Annotated in this window: 13 protein-coding genes; all 13 read left to right on the plus strand. The window is 67.9% G+C overall.

The window, feature by feature from the left end; translation table 11 throughout:
• The first annotated feature begins 48 nt into the window (after positions 1 to 48).
• A complete protein-coding gene (gene cheY, locus A9K58_RS07045; RefSeq protein WP_065198672.1) occupies positions 49 to 441 on the plus strand; it encodes a chemotaxis response regulator CheY in 393 nt (130 codons plus the stop codon).
• Positions 441 to 1,046 (plus strand): protein phosphatase CheZ, encoded by a 606-nt coding sequence (locus tag A9K58_RS07050; protein ID WP_065198673.1) that lies wholly within the window; start codon positions 441 to 443, stop codon positions 1,044 to 1,046. The genes cheY and A9K58_RS07050 overlap by 1 nt, the downstream gene beginning before the upstream one ends.
• A gap of 2 nt (positions 1,047 to 1,048) precedes the next feature.
• On the plus strand, positions 1,049 to 2,878 hold the full coding sequence (locus A9K58_RS07055; RefSeq protein ID WP_065198674.1) for a chemotaxis protein CheA: 1,830 nt from the start codon (positions 1,049 to 1,051) through the stop codon (positions 2,876 to 2,878).
• Between the two features lie 101 nt (positions 2,879 to 2,979).
• Positions 2,980 to 3,720, plus strand: coding sequence for a flagellar motor protein (locus A9K58_RS07060; RefSeq protein WP_065198675.1), 741 nt, complete (start codon positions 2,980 to 2,982; stop codon positions 3,718 to 3,720).
• A 1-nt stretch (position 3,721) separates the two neighbouring features.
• The gene (gene motD, locus A9K58_RS07065) at positions 3,722 to 4,735 is read left to right on the plus strand and encodes a flagellar motor protein MotD (protein ID WP_065198676.1); all 1,014 of its coding nucleotides are present in this window, start codon (positions 3,722 to 3,724) and stop codon (positions 4,733 to 4,735) included.
• A gap of 4 nt (positions 4,736 to 4,739) precedes the next feature.
• Positions 4,740 to 5,522 carry a ParA family protein gene (locus A9K58_RS07070; protein ID WP_065198677.1) on the plus strand — a complete coding sequence of 261 codons (783 nt, stop codon included), beginning with the start codon at positions 4,740 to 4,742 and terminating at the stop codon, positions 5,520 to 5,522.
• The gene (locus tag A9K58_RS07075; RefSeq protein WP_065198678.1) at positions 5,519 to 6,766 is read left to right on the plus strand and encodes a chemotaxis protein CheW; all 1,248 of its coding nucleotides are present in this window, start codon (positions 5,519 to 5,521) and stop codon (positions 6,764 to 6,766) included. Before A9K58_RS07070 ends, A9K58_RS07075 begins: the two co-directional genes overlap by 4 nt.
• A 286-nt stretch (positions 6,767 to 7,052) precedes the next feature.
• On the plus strand, positions 7,053 to 7,361 hold the full coding sequence (locus tag A9K58_RS07080; RefSeq protein WP_065198679.1) for an STAS domain-containing protein: 309 nt from the start codon (positions 7,053 to 7,055) through the stop codon (positions 7,359 to 7,361).
• Complete coding sequence (locus A9K58_RS07085; protein ID WP_005409521.1) at positions 7,358 to 7,723, plus strand: response regulator; 366 nt, start codon at positions 7,358 to 7,360, stop codon at positions 7,721 to 7,723. Before A9K58_RS07080 ends, A9K58_RS07085 begins: the two co-directional genes overlap by 4 nt.
• 45 nt (positions 7,724 to 7,768) lie before the next feature.
• Positions 7,769 to 9,757, plus strand: coding sequence for a chemotaxis protein CheA (locus A9K58_RS07090; RefSeq protein WP_065198680.1), 1,989 nt, complete (start codon positions 7,769 to 7,771; stop codon positions 9,755 to 9,757).
• Between the two features lie 380 nt (positions 9,758 to 10,137).
• Positions 10,138 to 12,390 (plus strand): methyl-accepting chemotaxis protein, encoded by a 2,253-nt coding sequence (locus A9K58_RS07095; RefSeq protein WP_065198681.1) that lies wholly within the window; start codon positions 10,138 to 10,140, stop codon positions 12,388 to 12,390.
• A 257-nt stretch (positions 12,391 to 12,647) separates the two neighbouring features.
• A complete protein-coding gene (locus A9K58_RS07100) occupies positions 12,648 to 13,121 on the plus strand; it encodes a hypothetical protein (protein WP_065198682.1) in 474 nt (157 codons plus the stop codon).
• A 3-nt stretch (positions 13,122 to 13,124) separates the two neighbouring features.
• Complete coding sequence (locus A9K58_RS07105; protein ID WP_065198683.1) at positions 13,125 to 15,317, plus strand: methyl-accepting chemotaxis protein; 2,193 nt, start codon at positions 13,125 to 13,127, stop codon at positions 15,315 to 15,317.
• Positions 15,318 to 15,321: the final 4 nt, after the last annotated feature.

Consider the following 15,321-nt stretch of genomic DNA (forward strand, 5'->3'; position numbering starts at 1 on the left):
AGGTGGCTGCCCCCGGCTGCCCGGAATGAACAACAAAGGAACTCTGCTTTGAACAAGAACATGCGCATCCTGATCGTCGACGACTTCTCGACCATGCGTCGCATCGTCAAGAACCTGCTGGGCGATCTGGGCTTCACCAACACCGCCGAAGCCGAGGACGGGCATGCTGCGCTGTCGCTGCTGCAGAGCCAGCCGTTCGATTTCGTGGTCACCGACTGGAACATGCCGGTGATGACCGGCATCGAACTGCTCAAGGCGATCCGCAACGATGCCAAGCTGAAGACCCTGCCGGTACTGATGGTCACCGCCGAAGCCAAGCGCGAGCAGATCATCGAAGCGGCGCAGAACGGCGTGAACGGTTACATCATCAAGCCGTTCACCGCGCAGACGCTGGAAGAGAAGCTCGGCAAGATCTTTGAACGCCTGGCGGCCAGCGCCTGATGGATACCACGGTCGACAAGAGCGCCCTCGCCCTGCGCCTGCAGGAAGCCCTGGACGCACTGGAGTCCGGTGACGAAGCCGGGTGGCGGCAGCGCATCGACGGACTGGTCGCGCTGCGCACGCAGCCGATGATGAGCGGCCTCTCGCGGCTGGCGCGTGAGCTCGGCCAGGCGCTCGGTGAGCTGCCGACCGTGCCCAGCGAAGCCGGCGAGCTGGACGATGCCTGCGCACGCCTGGATCACGTGGTCGCCATGACCGAACAGGCCACGCACCGCACCCTGGACCTGGCCGAGGAATGCCGCAGCTTGACCGAACAGCTGCGCGCCGACGGCCTGCAACCGGGCCAGGACGCGCAGCTCGAGCGCATCCGCCATAACCTGACCGAGATTGCCCTGACCCAGAGCTACCAGGACCTGACCGGGCAGATCATCCGCTGCGTGGTCGGCATCGTCCGCCGCGTGCACGAAGGCTTCGGCGCGCTTGGCCTGCCACCGGAGCAGCATCGCACCGGTCCGGAACTGGCCGGGCCGGCACTGAAGGGACTGGACCGCCACGCGGTTTCGCAGAACGACGCCGACGACCTGTTGTCGGATCTGGGGCTGTAAGCATGAGCGCGGTATCCGACGACATCACCGCCGATTTCATCATCGAGGCGCAGGAGATCCTGGATCGCCTCGGCGAACAGCTGGTGTCGCTGGAGCAGGCACCGCAGGACAGCGAGCAGCTCAACGCGGTATTCCGCGGCTACCACACGCTCAAGGGCGGCGCCGGCTTCCTCGGCGTCACCGCCATGGTCGAGCTGTGCCATGCAGCCGAGGAAGCCCTGGGGGCGGCCCGCGCTGGCCAGGCCGTGTTGCAGCCCCATCATTTCGATGCCGCCCAGCAATCACTGGACTACCTGCAGTCGATGCTCGACGCAGTGTCGTCGGGCACCGAACCCGGCTATGCACCGCCGGACCTGATCGCACAGTTCGATGTCCATGGCGGCGGCACCGCGGTACCGGTGGCCGCCGCTGCGCCCGCTGCTGCCGGCAGCGACCTGATCACCGACGACGAGTTCGAGGCCCTGCTCGACCAGCTGCACGGTGGTAAAGCGCCGACCGCCGTCGCGCCGGCCACCAAGGCCGACGACGGGCTGATCAGCGAAGACGAATTCGAGGCCCTGCTCGACCAGCTGCACGGTGGCGCCGCGCCGGGTGCCAGGCCGGTCGCCGCCGCACCGCCGCCCCCGGCACCCGCGGCACGGCCGCCCGCACCCGCGCCTGCGGCCAAGCCGGCCACCAAGCCGCTGGCCGAGGCCGAACACACGGTGCGCGTGGACACCAAGCGCCTGGATGCGATCGTCAACCTGATCGGCGAACTGGTGCTGTCACGCAACAGGCTCAAGACCCTGCGTGCGCGCCTGCGCGACGAGGAGCTGGACCGCGCCGTATCCACCCTGGACATCGCCACCGCGCGCCTGCAGTCGGCGGTGATGCGCACCCGCATGCAGCCAGTGGGCAAGGTGTTCTCGCGCTTCCCCAAGGTCGCCCGCGACGTCGCCCGCTCACTGAAGAAGGAAGTGGACCTGGAGCTGATCGGTGCCGAGACCGAGCTCGATCGCAACCTGGTCGAGGCCCTGGCCGACCCGCTGGTACATCTGGTCCGCAACGCCATCGACCATGGCGTGGAAATGCCCGACCTGCGCGAGGCGCAGGGCAAGCCGCGGATGGGCCATGTGCGGCTTTCGGCACAGCAGGAAGGCGACTACGTCAGCATCGAGGTGCAGGACGATGGCGCAGGCATCGACCCGGAGAAACTGCGTGCGAAGGCGCGCGAGAAGGGCCTGATCGATCCGGAGGCCGCCGCCCGCCTGAGCAGCGAGGAATGCCTGCACCTGGTGTTCCTGCCTGGCTTCTCGACCAAGCAGCAGGTCACGGATATCTCCGGCCGCGGCGTCGGCATGGACGTGGTGCAGTCGCGCATCCGCGAGCTGAGCGGCCAGATCCAGATCCAGTCGGAACTGGGCCGTGGCAGCCGCTTCCTGATCCGCGTGCCGCTGACCCTGGCGATCCTGCCGACCCTGCTGGTGCAGGCCGGCGAGGATGTCTATGCGCTGCCGCTGGCGCGCGTGATGGAGGTGCTGCACGCGCCGCGCACCTCGCTCGGCTGGTTCGACGGCCGCGCCGTGCTTGACCGCCGCTCGCACACCCTGCCGCTGGTCGATCTGCGCCAGTGGCTGGATGTGACGCCCGCCACGTCGACCCTGCTGACCATCGTGGTGCTGCAGGCAGGCGAAGCACGCTTCGGCCTGGTCGTGGACCAGGTCCGCGGGCGCGAGGAAGTGGTGATCAAGCCGCTGCCGAAAGCCCTGCGCGGCCTGCGCGGCTATGCGGGTGCCACCTTGATCGGCGATGGCCGCATGGCGCTGATCCTGGACGTGGATGGACTGCGCTGAAGCGTGCCGGGCAGAGCCCGGCGACCCGAAAACTGTGACTGCCGTCTGTACGCGATCTGCCGGTGTCTCAAGTCCCATTCATATACGCCGATACCGGAACCATGGATAGACTCAGCCTCATTGGACTCTTCCTCGCCCTGGCCTCCCTGGTCGGCGGCAGCATCCTCAAGGGCGCCGGCCTGGCGTCGTTGTGGTCGCCTGCGGCATTCGTGATCGTCATTGTCGGTACGGTCGCCGCGATCCTGCTGCATACCTCGCCGATCGTCTTCAGGCACGCGTTCAAGATCGTGCGCTGGGTCGTGCGCCCGCCGCACAGCGACCGCCGCGCCCTGATCCAGCAGATCGTCGAATGGAGCAACATCGCCCGCCGCCAGGGCCTGCTGGGGCTGGAATCGCAGGTGGAGGCGCAGCAGGATCCGTTCCTGCGCAAGGGCCTGCAGCTGCTGGTCGACGGTGTTGAACCCGAATCGATGCGGCACATGCTGGAGATCGAACTGGGCAGCCAGGAACACCAGGACCAGGCCGGCGCCAAGGTCTTCGAAGCGATGGGCATCTATGCGCCGACGCTCGGCATCATCGGGGCCGTGCTCGGCCTGATCGCGGTGATGAAGAACCTGGCCGACCCGAGCAAGCTCGGCCACGGCATTGCCGCCGCGTTCACCGCCACCATCTACGGCATCGCCTCGGCCAACCTGCTGTTCCTGCCGATCTCGGCCAAGCTCAAGAGCGTGATCTCACACACCACCCGCGACCGCGAAATGGTCATCGAAGGCCTGATCTCGATCGCCCAGGGCGAGAATCCGCGCAACATCGAAACCAACCTTTCCGGCTTCCTGCACTGACATGGCCCGCCGCAAGCACCACGAAGAGCACGCCAACCATGAAGCATGGGCGATCCCCTATGCCGACCTGATGACGCTGCTGCTCGCCTTCTTCGTGGTCATGTACGCGATCTCCTCGGTCAACGAGGGCAAGTACCGGATCATGGCCGACGCGCTCACCGATGCCTTCGGTGGCGCGCCGCGCACGATCAACCCGGTGCAGGTCGGCAACAAGCAGGTGCAGGGTGGTGGCTGGGACAGCCCATCGGTGATCAAGTCCGGCACCAGGATCGGCCCGTCCGCACCGGCGCCATCGCACGACCCCACCCTGCTGCCGTCAATGGCCTCGCAGATGCGCGTGCCGGTGTCAGTGCACAACCAGGAACAGATCGCGCGTGCCGAGCGCCAGCTCAACAGCATCGCCGACCGCCTCACCGCCGCGCTGGCACCGCTGATCGACCGCGGCATGATCAGCGTACGCCGCACCGAACTGTGGATCGAGGTCGAGATCAACAGCGACATCCTGTTTCCCACCGGTTCGGCTGCGCTGGACGCGCATGCGCGCGGAACGCTGGCCAGCCTGGCGGGCGTGCTGCGCGACGTGCCCAACAGCGTGCGGGTGGAAGGCCACACCGACAACGTGCCCATCGCCACGGCCACCTTCCCGTCCAACTGGGAGCTGTCGGCGGCGCGCGCCGCCAGCGTGGTGCACCTGTTTGCCGACCAGGGCCTGCAGCCGTCGCGGCTGGCGATGGTTGGCTATGGCCAGTTCCGCCCGCGCGAAGCGAACGACAGTGCGCAGGGCCGCAACCGCAACCGGCGGGTCATGGTCATCATCCTGGCCGACACCACGCACGCCGTGGACCCGCTGGGCCAGCGCCTGAATGCGACCAACGGCGCCACCGGCAGCAGCTCCGGTCACGTTGCTGCAACGCCGGCGATCGCCCCGCCTTCCCCTCCCGCACCGGTGACGTTGCCACCGGTGCCGGCTGGCAGCCATGTTGGCGCCGCCGTTCCCCCGGCAATGAAGGAGTAGACCGATGCGCATCTGGGCAATCGCCAACCAGAAGGGCGGAGTCGGCAAGACCACTACCACCCTCGCCCTTGGCCGCGGCCTGGCCGCACTGGGCCATCGCGTGCTGCTGATCGATCTCGATCCGCACGCCTCACTCAGCCGCGCCTTCGGCGTGCCGGTGGATCCACCGCCGGCCGGCGTGCTGGAACTGTTCGGCACGCCACCGGCCGAACTGGCCAGCCTCTGTCGTGCCAGCAGCATCCCGGGGCTGGACCATGTCTGCGCACAGTCGGCGCTGGCCACGCTGGAGCGCCGCAGCGCGAACCAGCCCGGCCTCGGCCTGGCCCTGCAGAACGCACTGGCACGCCACCAGGGCCAGCACGACTACATCCTGCTGGACTGCGCACCGACCCTTGGCCTGTTGATGATCAACGCACTGGCCGCCGCCGATCGCCTGGTCATCCCGACCCAGGCCGAGCCGCTGGCCCTGCACGGACTGGAAGGCATGGTCCGCACCGGTGAAATGGTCGAACGCTCGCGCCGCCGCCCGTTGCCGACGTCGATCCTGCCCACCCTGTTCGATCGCCGTACCCGGGCTGGCAACGAATCGCTGCGCAGCATGCAGGACCGGCACGGTGCCCGTGTCTGGGAAGACGCAATTCCGATCGATACCCGCGTCAGCAACGCTGCCGGCCTGGCCCTGCCGAGCGTCGGCGGTGACTATCCGGGCCGAGGCCTGGCGGCCTATCGCCGAGCCCTGAACTGGATCCTGCGCGAAGATGCCCGCGCCCTGGAGCAGGCGGCATGAACAGCACCGGCGTACTGGACGATTATCTTGACGAACTGTTGGGTGAAGCGCTCGCCCCCGCCGCAGCGCCAACGGGCATGACCGGTAGCGCAGCGGCCAGCGAACGCGAGCCCACCTGGGATGACCTGCCACCAGAAGTGATCTACGAAACGGAAACCATCTCCGCCCCGGCCGAGGACAACGCCGCACTGGACGCCGCCTTCGAGGCGGCCGCCTGCGCTGGCGCCGGGCCATGCCCGGCGGGTGCAGCGGCGATCGAACGCGAGCCCACCTGGGACGACCTGCCGCCAGAAGTGATCTACGAAACGGAAACCGTCTCCGCCCCGGCCGACGACAACGCCGCACTGGACGCCGCCTTCGAGGCGGCCGCCTGCGCTGGCGCCGGGCCATGCCCGGCGGATGCAGCGGCCAGCGAACGCGAACCGACCTGGGACGACCTGCCCGACGACGTCATCCACGAAGCCGCCTCCGCCAGCGTCACCGCACCGCCCGGACCGGAGCCCACCTGGGATGATCTGCCGGACGAAGTGATCTACGAGACCGATGCGGCTGGCAGCCATCACCTCGCCCACACTGACAGCCCCGGCCTGCAGGCCGCCTTCGAAGCTGCTGCGACCGGTGAGGATGTACCTGCGCCGCCACCAGCCGTGATCGCAGCACCGGTCCCGCCGCCGCGTGGCGCATCGGCGCGCGCCGCCGTGCCGCCGCCACGGGTGGCCGTGGATGCCCCGGCGGGCAACCGGCCCGGCAGCTGGCAGGAACTGCAGGCACAGGCCCACGCGCCGGCCAGCAGCCCGCATCCGCAGAATCGTCGCGCCGGTGAGCGGACCTCGCGCTGGTTGCGCCTGCGCTGCGGTACCCAGGCCTATGCGCTGGAGCTGCTGAAGGTGCAGGAAGTGGTGCTGCCAGTGCCGCTGCTGCCGTTGCGCGGAACAGCCCCTGCCATGCTCGGCATCATGAACCTGCGCGGGCAGGTGGTTCCGGTAATGGATCTGGGCCTGCACCTGGGCGCGGCTGCCGCCGAAGAGGACGCACAGACACGGATCGTGGTCCTGGAAGAGGACGGCGAGATCATCGGCCTGCGCGTGTCGGCGGTGGAAGACGTGGCCAACCTTACCGATTCACAGATCGAGCCACCCGATACCGCGCGCATCTGCCAGATTTCCAATGATCTGTTCCGCGGCGTGGCCCGCATCAGCCAGCGTCCCATGATCCTCCTGGACGCCACCCGGCTGTTGAGCTGATTCGAAAAAAAGGGGACGGAGGGGATTAAGTCGCAAGTGGCTCGGCCTTTGCGCCGGCGCGTTGCCTGTCGGGGACGCAAGGAGTTGATCCCTTGGATCAACACCTTCCGTCCGCACTGCGCGGTCGCCGTTGCCGAGGGGGGCTGCAGTAGAGCCAGGTCGATTGCGACTTAATCCCCTCCGTCCCCTTTTCAACAGCGACCGCATCGGCGCACCGCGCCGATTCCCCTAAAGAACCCCACCAGGGTGCCGTTATGGATCACGGAACCGTTTGTCCGGAGCAACGATGAGCACTGTCGAACTGGGTGGGGATCTCGGCATCGAGGGCACCGCCGAGCTCAAGAACCGCCTTGCCCCACTGCTGGAGCAGGCAGGGGAGCTGACCCTGGATGCGAGCCAGGTCGCCCGCATCCACACGGCTGCCGTGCAGGTGCTGTGCGCATTCGTGCACGCGCGCCGCGAGGCCGGCCTGCGCACCGGCTTCCACGGTTGCACCGCAACCTTCCGTGACGCCGCGCGCCTGCTGGGCGTCACCCAGGCCCTGGGCCTGGACGTAACCCATGACAACCTGAAATCTGTGGAGAACGCTGCATGAGCGCACGTATCTTGGTGGTGGACGATTCGGCGTCGATGCGCCAGATGGTTTCCTTCGCCCTCACCTCGGCCGGCTTTGCCGTCGAAGAAGCCGAAGACGGCGCGGTCGCGCTCGGTCGTGCCAAGGGCCAGCGCTTCAATGCGGTGGTCACCGACGTCAACATGCCGAACATGGACGGCATCGCCCTGATCCGCGAACTGCGCCAGTTGCCGGACTACAAGTTCACCCCGCTGCTGATGCTGACCACCGAATCGGCCGCCGACAAGAAGTCCGAAGGCAAGGCCGCCGGCGCCACCGGCTGGCTGGTCAAGCCGTTCAATCCCGAGCAGCTGGTCGCCACCGTGCAGAAAGTGCTGGGCTGATCGCCCCACACCGCTCCCCCTCTTCGCCTCCGGACCACCACCGCCATGAGCCTGGACCTGCAACGCTTCCACGCCACCTTCTTCGAAGAGAGCCGCGAGGGCCTCGACGCGATGGAAGCTGGCCTGCTGGCCCTGGAGTCGGGCCAGCAGGACGCGGAAATCATCAACTCGGTGTTCCGCGCCGCCCACTCGATCAAGGGCGGTGCCGGCACCTTCGGTTTCGATGCGATCGCGGGCCTGACCCACGTGCTGGAGACGCTGCTCGATGAGTTGCGTGCCGGCAAACGCGCGCTGGAAGGCCATGCCGTCGATGCCATGCTGTCCTCGGTGGACGTGCTGCGCGCGCTGCTGCGCGAAGCCGAACATGGCCAGGCCGCCGATCCTGCTGCCGTTGCTGCGGTGAAGGCGCGCCTGGAAGCGGTTCTCTCCGGCCAGGCCGCGCCGAGCGCCCCGGCAGCTGCAGCGGCCAAGGCCGACGATACGCCCGAAGGCTGGCAGATCGGCTTCACCCCGGCGCCATCGCTGTTCATGAGCGGCAACGACCCGTTGCGCATCATCCGCGAACTGGAACACCTTGGGTCGCTGCAGGTCGCCGCGCGCATGGAGCGCCTGCCGGCCTTCGCCCAGCTCGACCCGCTGGAGGCCCACCTGGCGTGGGACCTGGGCCTGGTCGGCAAGGTGCCGCGCAGCAGCATCGAAGACACCTTCGCCTGGGTGCTGGACGACTGTGAACTGGACATCCGCCCCGCCGCACCGCCGAGCCTGGCCACCCAGGCACCGGCCACGCCAGGGCCTTCCACACCGGCAGCTACGGCTGCGGCTCCGGCCCCGGCGTCTGCCAGTACCACCACCAGCCAGGAAGCCGAAACCTCGATCCGCGTCAGCGTCGACAAGGTCGATGCGCTGATCAACCTGGTCGGCGAACTGGTCATCACCCAGGCAATGCTCAAGCAGGTCTCGCATGCGCTGGATCCGGTCCATGCCGAAAGCTTGTTCGCCGGCCTGGACCAGCTTGAACGCAATACCCGTGACCTGCAGGAAGCGGTGATCGGCGTGCGCATGCTGCCGGTCGATGCGGTGTTCCGGCGCTTCCCGCGGCTGGTCCGCGACCTGTCCAGCCGCCTCGGCAAGCAGGTCCGCCTGCGCACCGTCGGCGAAGGCACCGAGCTGGACAAGGGCCTGATCGAGAAGATCGCCGACCCCCTGGTGCACCTGGTACGCAACTCGATCGACCACGGCCTGGAAATGCCCGATGTGCGTCGCGACGCGGGCAAGGACGAGACCGGCACGATCACCCTGGCCGCTTCGCACCAGGGCGGGCACATCGTCATCGAGGTCAGCGACGATGGTCGTGGCCTGGACCGCGCGAAGATCCTGGCCAAGGCCACCGAACGTGGCCTGGCCGTTCCGGACAACCCGACCGATGCGCAGGTGTGGGACCTGATCTTCCAGCCCGGCTTCTCCACCGCCGAGGCAGTTACCGACCTGTCCGGTCGTGGTGTCGGAATGGACGTGGTCCGCCGCAACATCCAGGCGCTGGGTGGCGAAGTGCAGATCGAAAGCAGCCTCGGCGCGGGCACACGCACCCTGATCCGGCTGCCGCTGACGCTGGCCATCCTCGATGGCATGACCGTGGCCGTATCCGGCGAAACGCTGATCCTGCCACTGGCCTACGTGCTGGAAGCGTTGCAGCCGCAGCCTGAGGACATCCGCAGCATGGCCGGCGAGGGCCGCGTGCTGCGCGTGCGGGGCGAGTACCTGCCGATCCTGTCGCTGAGCGAGTACTACGGCTACGGTAACCGCGCACCCGGCAGCGAATCGCTGGTGGTGGTTGTCGAAGGCGATGGCCAGAAGATCGCGCTGGAAGTGGACGAACTGGTCGGCCAGCAGCAGGTCGTGGTCAAGAACATCGAGAACAACTACCGCCGCATCGGCGGGGTCTCCGGTGCCACCATCCTCGGCGATGGCCGCGTCGCGCTGATTGTCGACATCGGCGGCCTGGTGCGCTCACTGCGAATGCCACAGGCCGCCTGATTCATCCTGCAACGCTGAGTACAACCGCCGCCCTCCGGGCGGCGGTTTTTGTTTGTGCGCGCGCTGCCAAGGGATCAGATCCCTTTCCCGCGGAAAGGGAGCTGATCCCAACCCACGGCTTCCTCCATTCCGTGAACTCCGTCGGCACGATGGTTTCGACGGAAACCACGTCGCCGGCGCGCAATCCCCGCTACGACTGGATTTTCGGCCGCTCCTCCCTACGCAGTCGAATGTGATCTGCATCCATAAAGTCCGCCGGGACCGCGCCGCTATTTCGCTGTGACGGCCGTCACCGAACCTCACCGGGCACCCCGTTTCCGCCGCACTCATCCCAGCCGACGTAACGACGCCGGCCCCCCTTGCACCCTGGAGCACCCTGCATGAAGTGGTTCCACGATCTGCCCATCGCCCGCAAGCTGGCCGTGGGGTTCACCCTCACCACGCTGATGACCCTGGTCCTCGGCGTCTTCGCCCTGCTGCGCCTCAGTGAAGCCAACCGGCAGCTGGGAGAAATGGCCGGCAATGACATTCCTTCGGCCCGGCACCTGGGAGAAGCCCGCTCGCAGCTGGGTGAATTCCGTACCTATGAGCTGGCCCAGCTGAGCATGCTTGACCAACCGGAAAAGGTCGCCGATTACAATACGCGCATGGACACCACGGCCCGGACCGTGCGTGACGAACTGGCCGCCTATTCGGCATTGCCGGCACAGGCCCGGGAACGCGAACTGTACCGCGCAGCCAGCGCACAGCTGGACCGCTATTTCGCCGCCAACAAGGCCATGCGCGAGGCCGTGGCTGCCGGAGACGGCGTGCTGGCCCGGCAGATTTCCGATGAACAGTCGCGCCCTGCACGCCGCGACCTGTTCACCGCACTGAAGGCACTCAGTACGCACATCGCCGGGTTGATGGAAGGCAAGATCGCTGCGGCCAATGCCACCCACCGCAACAGCAAGATCGCCATCATCGGCTGCATCGTGCTGCTGTCGCTGGTGGCGGCCGCCCTGGCCACGGTCATTTCGCGCGCAGTCACCGGTCCGCTCGGCAAGGCCGTGCTTGCGATCCAGGCCGTCGCCCGCGGCGACCTCAGCGTCAGCAGCCAGTCCAGCAGCAAGGACGAGGCCGGCCGGATGCTGGCCGCTACCGGCGAGATGACCGCGATGCTGCGCCGTTTCTCCGAGCAGACCCAGCTGATGGCACAGATGCATGCCGGCCCGGACATCAGCCACCGCATTCCGGAAGACTTCCCGGGCGTCTACGGCCAGCTGGCCAGCGGCATCAATACCGTGATCTTCGAACACCTCGACGCGATCCGCGATGCCATCGACGTGCTCAACCAGTACGCCATCGGCAACCTTGCACCGGACGCGCGCCGCCTGCCCGGCAGCCGCGCGATCCTGCACGAATCGATGGATGCGGCCAAGGCCAGCCTGCTCGCGATCAATACCCAGATCCAGCACCTGGCGGCGGCGGCCGCCGCCGGCGACTTCAGCCAGCGCGGCGACGCGGAGCGTTTCCAGCATGACTTCAAGCTGATGATCGAGCACCTCAACACCATGATGCAGGTCGCCGACAGCAATCTTGGCCAGCTCTCGCAGCTGTTGTCGGCCATCGCCGAGGGCGACCTGACCGCGCGCATGCAGGGCGACTACCAGGGCGTGTTCGCGCGCATGCGTGACGATGCCAACACCACCGTCACGCAGCTGACCCGGATCGTCAGCCAGATCCAGGCCAGTGCCTCCAGCATCACCCTGGCCGCCGGCGAGATCGCCTCGGGCAACAGCGACCTGTCGCGCCGCACCGAGCAGCAGGCCGCCAACCTGGAGGAAACCGCCGCGTCGATGGAGGAACTGACTTCCACCGTCCGCCAGAACGCCGAACATGCCCGCCAGGCCAACCAGCTCGCCATCGGCGCGCATGGCGTCGCCTCGCAGGGTGGCGAGGTGGTCGGCCAGGTGGTCACCACCATGTCGGCCATCGAAGCCTCGTCGAAGAAGATCGCCGAGATCATCAGCGTCATCGACGGCATCGCCTTCCAGACCAACATCCTGGCCCTCAACGCCGCCGTCGAAGCCGCCCGGGCCGGCGAACAGGGCCGCGGCTTCGCCGTGGTCGCCAGCGAAGTACGCACGCTCGCCCAGCGCTCGGCCGCTGCGGCCAAGGAGATCAAGGGCCTGATCGATGATTCGGTCGGCAAGGTCAACGACGGCTCGGCGCTGGTGCACAAGGCCGGCGCCACCATGGGCGAGATCGTCGCCTCGGTGCAGCGCGTGACCGACATCATGGCCGAGATCTCCGCCGCCTCGCAGGAGCAGTCGGCCGGTATCGAGCAGGTCAACCAGACCGTGGTGCAGATGGACGAGACCACCCAGCAGAACGCCGCGCTGGTGGAGGAAGCCACCGCCGCCGCGCGTGCGATGGAAGAACAGGCCGTGCATCTGAGCGAAGCCGTGGCCCGTTTCCGGCTTGCTTCCTCGAACACCGGCGCCGCAGCACCGGTGCACGCGGCGGCATCCTCGGCGCCGCGCAGGGCGGCCGCCGCGCCGGTACCGGTCGCCAAGGCGGCGCCCGCACGCACGCAGCGTGCGGCGGTACAGCCGGCGCTGGCAACAGATGGGGATTGGCAGGAGTTCTGAAGCGGCGACCGGCCAAAGCCGCCCTCACGATAGGCGGCTCCCTGGCTGGGCCACGACCGGGGCCGGACCCGCTTCTGCAATGACGCAGTCCGGTCCTGCCATCCCCGAGTTGCGGAGCTGCGGCGGCCCCGGCCAGCCGCCGCAGGCACCTCATTCCGTCACACTTTCACCACACCACTGAAGCAGTTCATTTAATTTCGTTTCAGATCCCGCCATCGCTCGCCGCTATCCGGTCACGGTCCTACGCGAGCGAGCCCATGCCAGCCAGCACCGATTGTCCTGACACACCCACGCCCCGCTGGCGCACGCTGGCGGCACCGGCGCTGCTGGCCCTCTGGCTGGGCTGGACCCTGCCCGCACTCTGGGCCCAGGCAGCGGGCCGCGCCACTCCTGCCAGCGACTGGAATGCCGGGCAGATCCTCGCGCAGCTGCCGCCCGGCCTGCTTGCCGACAGCGGGCGCCAGCCCCTGCTGCTGCGCTCGCCTTCGTCCTGCGGCTGTGCCAGCGCACCGGCCTTGCCGGCCGGCCTCAGTGTCCGTGCCGGCACGCCCTCCCTGCCCTTTGAATGGCTGGTGCTGCACGAACAGCGCCTGGTCTATGCAGGCCCTGCCGTGCTCGCACCTGCCTGCGGCGGAAGTCCGTTGGCCGCTACCCATCTCGTCACCCAGCTGCTGCGGGGCGCTCATGCGCCCGTCGTGCTGTCCGACCATTGCCCATGCCACAAGGAGTAGCGCATGCACGCCCCGAACCTTCCTGCCAATGCCCCAGCCCAGCACGCTTCACCGCCCTTCCTTCGCGCGATGTCGGCAAGTGCCGACCGCCTGTTCCTGGTAGTCAGCGGTGGGCTGCTGCTGGTCTCGCTGGGCCTGGCTTTTCATGGCGGCCAATGGACACCCTGGTTGGCGGTCTCGTTGCCGGCCATGCTGGTCACGGCTGCACAGATCCAGCTGCAGCCCGGCAGCCGCCTCAGCCGCTGCACCGTCGCCCTGGCCTGGATGGTGCTGTCAGCCACGCTGATCCACCAGACCCACGGCCAGCTTGAAACCCATTTCACCGTGATCGTGCTGATCGCCCTGCTGCTGTACTACCGCGACTGGCTGCCGATCGTGGTCGCCGCCACGGCCATCGCCGTGCACCACGTGGTGTTCTACGCACTGCAGGTGCGTGGCCTGCCCTACCCTGTCTTCGCCGCCGGCAGCGGCCTCGGCGTGCTTGCTCTGCATGCACTCTATGTCGCCGTTGAAGCCACGCTGCTGTCCGTGATGGCGATCCAGATGCGCCGCCAGCTGCTGCTGCTCGGCCATGATCCGCAGCAGCTGGCACAGCTCGCGCGCGGCCTCGCTGACGACCAGCCCCTACCGGAATCACTGCAGGCCAGCCAGTTCCCACGCGATTCGCTGGCGACCGCCCTCGTCCAGGCCGGCAACCGGCTGCTGCAGCGCCGCGCCCGGGAACAGATGGCCGCGGCCGAATCACTGCGCATCCGCACCGCACTGGACGACGTCACCACTCACGTGATGATCGCCGATCGCGAACGCAACATCGTCTTCGTCAACCGGCCACTGCGGCAGATGCTGGCAGCCGCCGAGGCCGACCTGCGTCGCGACCTGCCACAGTTCAGCGCCGCCGACCTGATCGGGCGCAACATCGACATCTTCCACCAGAACCCGGCCCACCAGGCCCGGCTGCTCGATGGGCTCGCCGGCACCTGGCGTGCGCAGATCCGCATCGGCGGCCGCTGCATGCGCCTGATCATCAACCCGATCATCGGCGAAGACGGCCAACGCCAGGGCTTCGTGGTCGAATGGGCCGATCGCACCGCCGAACTCCAGGTGGAGGAAGAGCTTGGCCGCATCGTCGAGGCCGCCGCGCAGGGCGACTTCAGCGGCCGGGTCGGGATTGCCGGCAAGGACGGCTTCTTCCTCCAGCTGGCCGAGCGCCTCAACGGCCTGCTCGATGCCAGCGCCTACAGCATCGAGCAGATCTCCCAGCTGCTGTCGGCGCTGTCACGGGGCGACCTGACGGCGCACATGCAGGGCGATTTCCAGGGTGTCTATGCGCGCATCCGCGACGACGCCAATGCCACCGTCGCCGAACTGACCCGGATTGTCGGCCGCATCCAGGCCGCATCCACCCGCCTCACCGGCGCCGCCACGGGGCTGGCGCAGGGCAATGACCATCTCGCCAGCCGCACCGAGCAGCAGGCCGCCAGCCTGGAAGAAACGGCCGCGACGATGGAGGAACTGACCGCCACCGTGCGCCAGAACGCCGAACATGCGCGCCAGGCCAACCAGCTCGCGGTGGGCGCCGCCGACGTTGCCGGCCAGGGCGGCGCCGTGGTCAGCCAGGTGGTCAGCACCATGTCCGCCATCGAAGCCTCGTCCAAGAAGATCGCCGAGATCATCGGCGTCATCGACGGCATCGCCTTCCAGACCAACATCCTGGCCCTGAATGCCGCTGTCGAAGCGGCTCGTGCCGGCGAGCAGGGCCGTGGCTTCGCCGTGGTCGCCAGTGAGGTACGTACCCTCGCCCAGCGTTCTGCGTCCGCCGCCAAGGAGATCAAGGGCCTGATCGACGCCTCGGTCGGCAAGGTCGACGAAGGTTCGGCGCTGGTCCGCCAGGCCGGCACCACCATGGGCCAGATCGTGAGTGCCGTGCAGCAGGTCAACCAGATCATGGGCGAGATCTCGGCCGCGTCGCAGGAGCAGAGCGCAGGCATCGAGCAGGTGAACCAGAGCATCGCGCAGATGGATGCCAACACCCGCCAGAACGCCACGCTGGTGGAAGAATCCACCCACGCCACCCAGGACATGGCCGAGCAGGCCAACCTGCTGGCTGCCGCGGTAGCGCGCTTCCACCTGCATGAGGGTGACGGCAATCCGGCGGTGATGCAGCGGGTGCGGCAGCTCGCCGGCGTCGGGCCCTGACCTG

The organism is Stenotrophomonas maltophilia, assembly GCF_001676385.1.
Lineage (GTDB): Bacteria > Pseudomonadota > Gammaproteobacteria > Xanthomonadales > Xanthomonadaceae > Stenotrophomonas > Stenotrophomonas maltophilia_J.

Excerpts from the sequence above, each read along its gene's own strand:
- A9K58_RS07050 (WP_065198673.1), top strand. The coding sequence starts at position 441 with ATGGATACCACGGTCGACAAGAGCGCCCTCGCCCTGCGCCTGCAGGAA.
- A9K58_RS07055 (WP_065198674.1), top strand. The coding sequence starts at position 1,049 with ATGAGCGCGGTATCCGACGACATCACCGCCGATTTCATCATCGAGGCG.
- A9K58_RS07060 (WP_065198675.1), top strand. The coding sequence starts at position 2,980 with ATGGATAGACTCAGCCTCATTGGACTCTTCCTCGCCCTGGCCTCCCTG.
- motD (WP_065198676.1), top strand. The coding sequence starts at position 3,722 with ATGGCCCGCCGCAAGCACCACGAAGAGCACGCCAACCATGAAGCATGG.
- A9K58_RS07070 (WP_065198677.1), top strand. The coding sequence starts at position 4,740 with ATGCGCATCTGGGCAATCGCCAACCAGAAGGGCGGAGTCGGCAAGACC.
- A9K58_RS07075 (WP_065198678.1), top strand. The coding sequence starts at position 5,519 with ATGAACAGCACCGGCGTACTGGACGATTATCTTGACGAACTGTTGGGT.
- A9K58_RS07080 (WP_065198679.1), top strand. The coding sequence starts at position 7,053 with ATGAGCACTGTCGAACTGGGTGGGGATCTCGGCATCGAGGGCACCGCC.
- A9K58_RS07085 (WP_005409521.1), top strand. The coding sequence starts at position 7,358 with ATGAGCGCACGTATCTTGGTGGTGGACGATTCGGCGTCGATGCGCCAG.
- A9K58_RS07090 (WP_065198680.1), top strand. The coding sequence starts at position 7,769 with ATGAGCCTGGACCTGCAACGCTTCCACGCCACCTTCTTCGAAGAGAGC.
- A9K58_RS07095 (WP_065198681.1), top strand. The coding sequence starts at position 10,138 with ATGAAGTGGTTCCACGATCTGCCCATCGCCCGCAAGCTGGCCGTGGGG.
- A9K58_RS07100 (WP_065198682.1), top strand. The coding sequence starts at position 12,648 with ATGCCAGCCAGCACCGATTGTCCTGACACACCCACGCCCCGCTGGCGC.
- A9K58_RS07105 (WP_065198683.1), top strand. The coding sequence starts at position 13,125 with ATGCACGCCCCGAACCTTCCTGCCAATGCCCCAGCCCAGCACGCTTCA.